3 protein-coding genes are annotated in these 3,775 nt (G+C 37.1%); 2 read left to right on the top strand and 1 reads right to left on the bottom strand.

What is annotated here, in order from left to right:
- Nucleotides 1-1,838, top strand: a 1,838-nt coding sequence (locus LC574_RS30625; protein ID WP_229457358.1) for a hypothetical protein, incomplete at its 5' end; no start/stop codon positions are given.
- A gap of 225 nt (nt 1,839-2,063) precedes the next feature.
- On the opposite strand, the gene LC574_RS30620 is transcribed toward LC574_RS30625, so the two are convergent.
- The gene (locus tag LC574_RS30620; RefSeq protein WP_229457357.1) at nt 2,064-2,891 is read right to left on the bottom strand and encodes an IS982 family transposase; all 828 of its coding nucleotides are present in this window, start codon (nt 2,889-2,891) and stop codon (nt 2,064-2,066) included.
- Between the two features lie 256 nt (nt 2,892-3,147).
- On the opposite strand from LC574_RS30620, the gene LC574_RS30615 reads away from it, so the two are divergent.
- The gene (locus tag LC574_RS30615; RefSeq protein WP_229457356.1) at nt 3,148-3,501 is read left to right on the top strand and encodes a hypothetical protein; all 354 of its coding nucleotides are present in this window, start codon (nt 3,148-3,150) and stop codon (nt 3,499-3,501) included.
- Nucleotides 3,502-3,775 lie beyond the last annotated feature (274 nt).

Genomic DNA, 3,775 nt, shown 5'->3' with positions numbered 1-3,775 from the left:
TAAATAATGTGTGGAATCAAGAAGAAGTGCACGTCAATTTAGGTCCATCTAGTGCAGCTGCTCGTCTTCTTATAGGACTTTTAGTCTGGCTTGGCGTTCGAGCTGTTGTAGATGGTGATAAAACCTTGCGGACACGACCTATGGACTGGGTAGTAGAACCTTTGCAGCAACTAGGTGCAAATATTCATTATTTAGGAGAGCCAGGTTGTCTTCCTGTTGTTCTTAAGGGTGGTTGTTTACAAGATGGTATAGTCCAATTAAGAATTGGTAGTGCTCAAGCCAGGTCAGCTGTACTTTTTGCAGCTTTTGCAAGTGAACGAAGTGTAAAAATTTTCTATCCTATTCGATCTCGGGATCATACAATTCGGCTCTTTCAGTATCTTGGTATGGATATCCAAGATTTACCTGGAGTTGTTCAGATACAAGGTAAATGCTCACAGCATCTACCGGAATACCACATTCCCGGAGATCCATCTGCGGCAGCTTTTTTAGCCGCCGCACACATATTTCAAAGACGGCAAACCGAGCTAATTCTAGAGAATATTTGTTTGAATCCAACTCGAATTGGTTTTTTTGAAGTTTTGAAAGAATGTGGAATTCAAGTTGACTATAGAGATGTACGTAACGCCTTTGGAGAAACAGTTGGAACAATCGTTATTAGTAAAATTAGTGAAAATTTAAAACCTTTTCAAATAAAAGATTCTTTTCTTTTCCATAGTTTAATAGATGAAATTCCTTTATTAGTTGCACTTGCTGCAATAATTCCAGGTCAATCTTCTATTTTCGGTGCAGAGGAATTAGTTTTTAAGGAAACTAATCGATTATTATCAAGCCGAAATATGCTTCTTGCTTTCAGAGGGCAAGCAAAAGTTGTAGAAGATGGAGGGATAGGTGCTAGTTTGCTCCAAGCTATACAGATACAGCGTGCTCTTGGAAGCCGTTCTCCTTCGCTTGCCGTTGCAGTTACCATGCATCACATTACAACAGTTATGATTCAGAAAATGGTAACTGACCAGTCAGGTTTTTCACTTATGGAGCGTGTTGCAAAGCAAAACCTCTATTTTTCTTCTGGTTTTGCCGAAGGGAGGACAGAAAGTAACATTCTTGAATCATGTATGCAAGTAAAGCCTGTTTCAGGCGGGTTAGTCATCTGTGGTAGTAAAAAACCTTGCACTTTATCTGCTTCTATGGATTTCATGACTGCGAGCATTTTGCGTCCAAGCCAAACAGGACAAATAAATGAACTGGCATTAGCAGTTATACCATCTGATCATCCGGGGATAGAGCGTTATCCTTTCTGGGAAAGTTGGACTCTTCTTGGTACTGAAAGTAATGAAGTAAAGCTCAATGATGTTTATGTACCTGAAGAATATATATATAATATGGGTGATCCGACGCAATTAAACTCTATATTAACTACGACATTTACTTGGTTTGAAATACTAGCTTCATCTGCATATCTTGGTATTGCTAGTGCATTAGTTGAGCGGACACTGATAGCTAAAAAAGGCGTAGCTAATGAGCGTGTTGCCCTTGTAACAGAAGTAGAAGGAGCAATGTCTGCACTTGAAGGAATTGCTTATTCAATTATGAACGGTGAACAAGATGAAAGTACAGTAGCGCAGGCTTTATTTATACGCTACTTGATTCAATCTACAATTGAGCGTGTTACAGCAAGAGCTACAGAAATTTTAGGTGGTATAGCTTTTATTAAATCATCTGAAATAGCTTACCTTTTTGCATCTGCACATGCTCTTGCATTTCATCCCCCGTCACGCCTTAGCGTTATTTCAGGACTAGATAAGTATTTATTAGGTGAAGGTTCTCTTGAAATTTAAAGTTTAGATTAAGATAGGTAAAATAAAGACATTTACATTTATTTGAAGTTTAATAAAGTTACAGAATATGTTTGATTAATTACTTTGCAACTATAATAACCCAAGTTGCGGGTTATCAAATTTTTGGTGCTTCGTAACCCTCAATTCGTGCGATCGCGCGTCACCGCCACTTGTGACTTAACCAAAAGTACAAACGTTAAAACAAATTAAAGTAGAAAAAGTAACTTATTCTAGAAATGCTTGTTGGAGAGTAAATGTAAAAATAAATGACTCAAGCTTCAGTAAAAACCCTTTATATGTGACTGCATGAATCGACTTTGGAAAAACACGGGTGATACCACTAAATACAGTTTCAATGTAATGGCGAGTAGATTGTTTAACGTATTGATTCCACGGCGCGTCTTCGCGCTTAGAATTCTTTTTCCGCATCACTTTCAACGAGATTTGACTAGTTTCCTCCAGATCATCCTCAACAGTGTAATCGGTATAGGCCGAATCAGCATAAACTTCACTACCAGGTGGTAGATTTAACGGCAAAGCATTCAACGCACGCACGTCACTGGCGCTACCAGGCATAAACACAAATTCAACTGGAATACCACTTTTGGTAGTTAATAACTGAACTTTAACTCCATAAAAGTAGCGTTTTTTAGACGCAATGTAACCTCTATACTCCTCCGACTTGATTAACTTCACATTAAAGATACGGATGTTGTCACAAATTGGTACTGGGAATGAGTCTAAAAGATATTCCGTACAATCACTACTTTCTTTCAGTATCATTCCTATTTGATGAAACAAATCGTTAATCAACATCGATATTCCGTGTAATCGGCGATTGAATCGTGATTTTTCTAACATCTTTGGTATTAACTTATGGTCTTTCATATAGCTGCAAGCCTTGCTATGATTTCCATCAAAGAACATCGCTGCACAAACAGCAGTTGTAATAATTTCTGCATCGCTCATTTCACGCCGAACATCTTCGTCATGGTCAATTGCCTTGAGCAGGTCATCGACGATAGAATAAACTGCAATTATTTCATTAAGCATATTCCCCTCCTATCTTTTCCTGGAGGGGATTTTATTGCTTAAATGACCATGTGCGATCGCCCACGTTAGTAACTAGCAACTTGGGTTAATAAGTAAGACTAGTAAAATAGAAACTACACATCAGTAGCGAGTACGAATAGCTCTATTTCTAGTACATGCTTTTGTAAAGTAAAAATATTAGGAAATTATTGTCTTTAATTAATATCAATGTCTACCTCTATCTAAATAATTAATTTTCTATTTTTTGGAGTTCAAAATGATAAAAAAACCATTACAAAATAGTAATACCAATAATATTGAATCTGGCATTTTAGAGCATTCACTTTCTAAGTATACTAAATACATACTTCCCAATTCTGGCTTAGGTGATACTTTCTTAAACTTATCTGAACAGCTATTTAAAAGTTTAAACTTATTAAGAACAGATACAAACTTGACAGGTTGTATAGATTCAAAAATAGATCATGAATTAAACATAAATGAAATTCCTCAACAAGGAATACCTATTGAAGCAGTTATCCAGGATATTATCGTTAAATACTTAAGCGATGTACCTTGGTTTCAGCGCGATCGCTTTGCTCCCAACTTACGGTATCGCCTGAAATGCTGATTAATCGTTGATTTTCTAGTGTCTGGGTGTTTTGTTGAAATGTCCATCTGGCACGGGTTCTAAAAAACTTTGTGATCTACTGACAGTCTCCTTATTTGCCGTATTTAATGGTTTGGGACGTTTGTTTTTTGGTTGGTTTACTGACCAGAAAGAAAAAGGTACAAGCCCCTAAATTTATTTATGGAAAAATAAAAAATGTATAACGAGTGGCACCGCGCAAGAAATACGGCGTCCGCCTTACTCTTGCCCCTAAATTTATTTATGGGGTTCTTAC

Source organism: Nostoc sp. CHAB 5715 (genome assembly GCF_020829685.1).
Classification (GTDB): Bacteria; Cyanobacteriota; Cyanobacteriia; order Cyanobacteriales; family Nostocaceae; genus Nostoc.
Note: the sequence above shows the minus strand (reverse complement) of the source record. Positions and strands in the feature narration are given on the sequence as shown.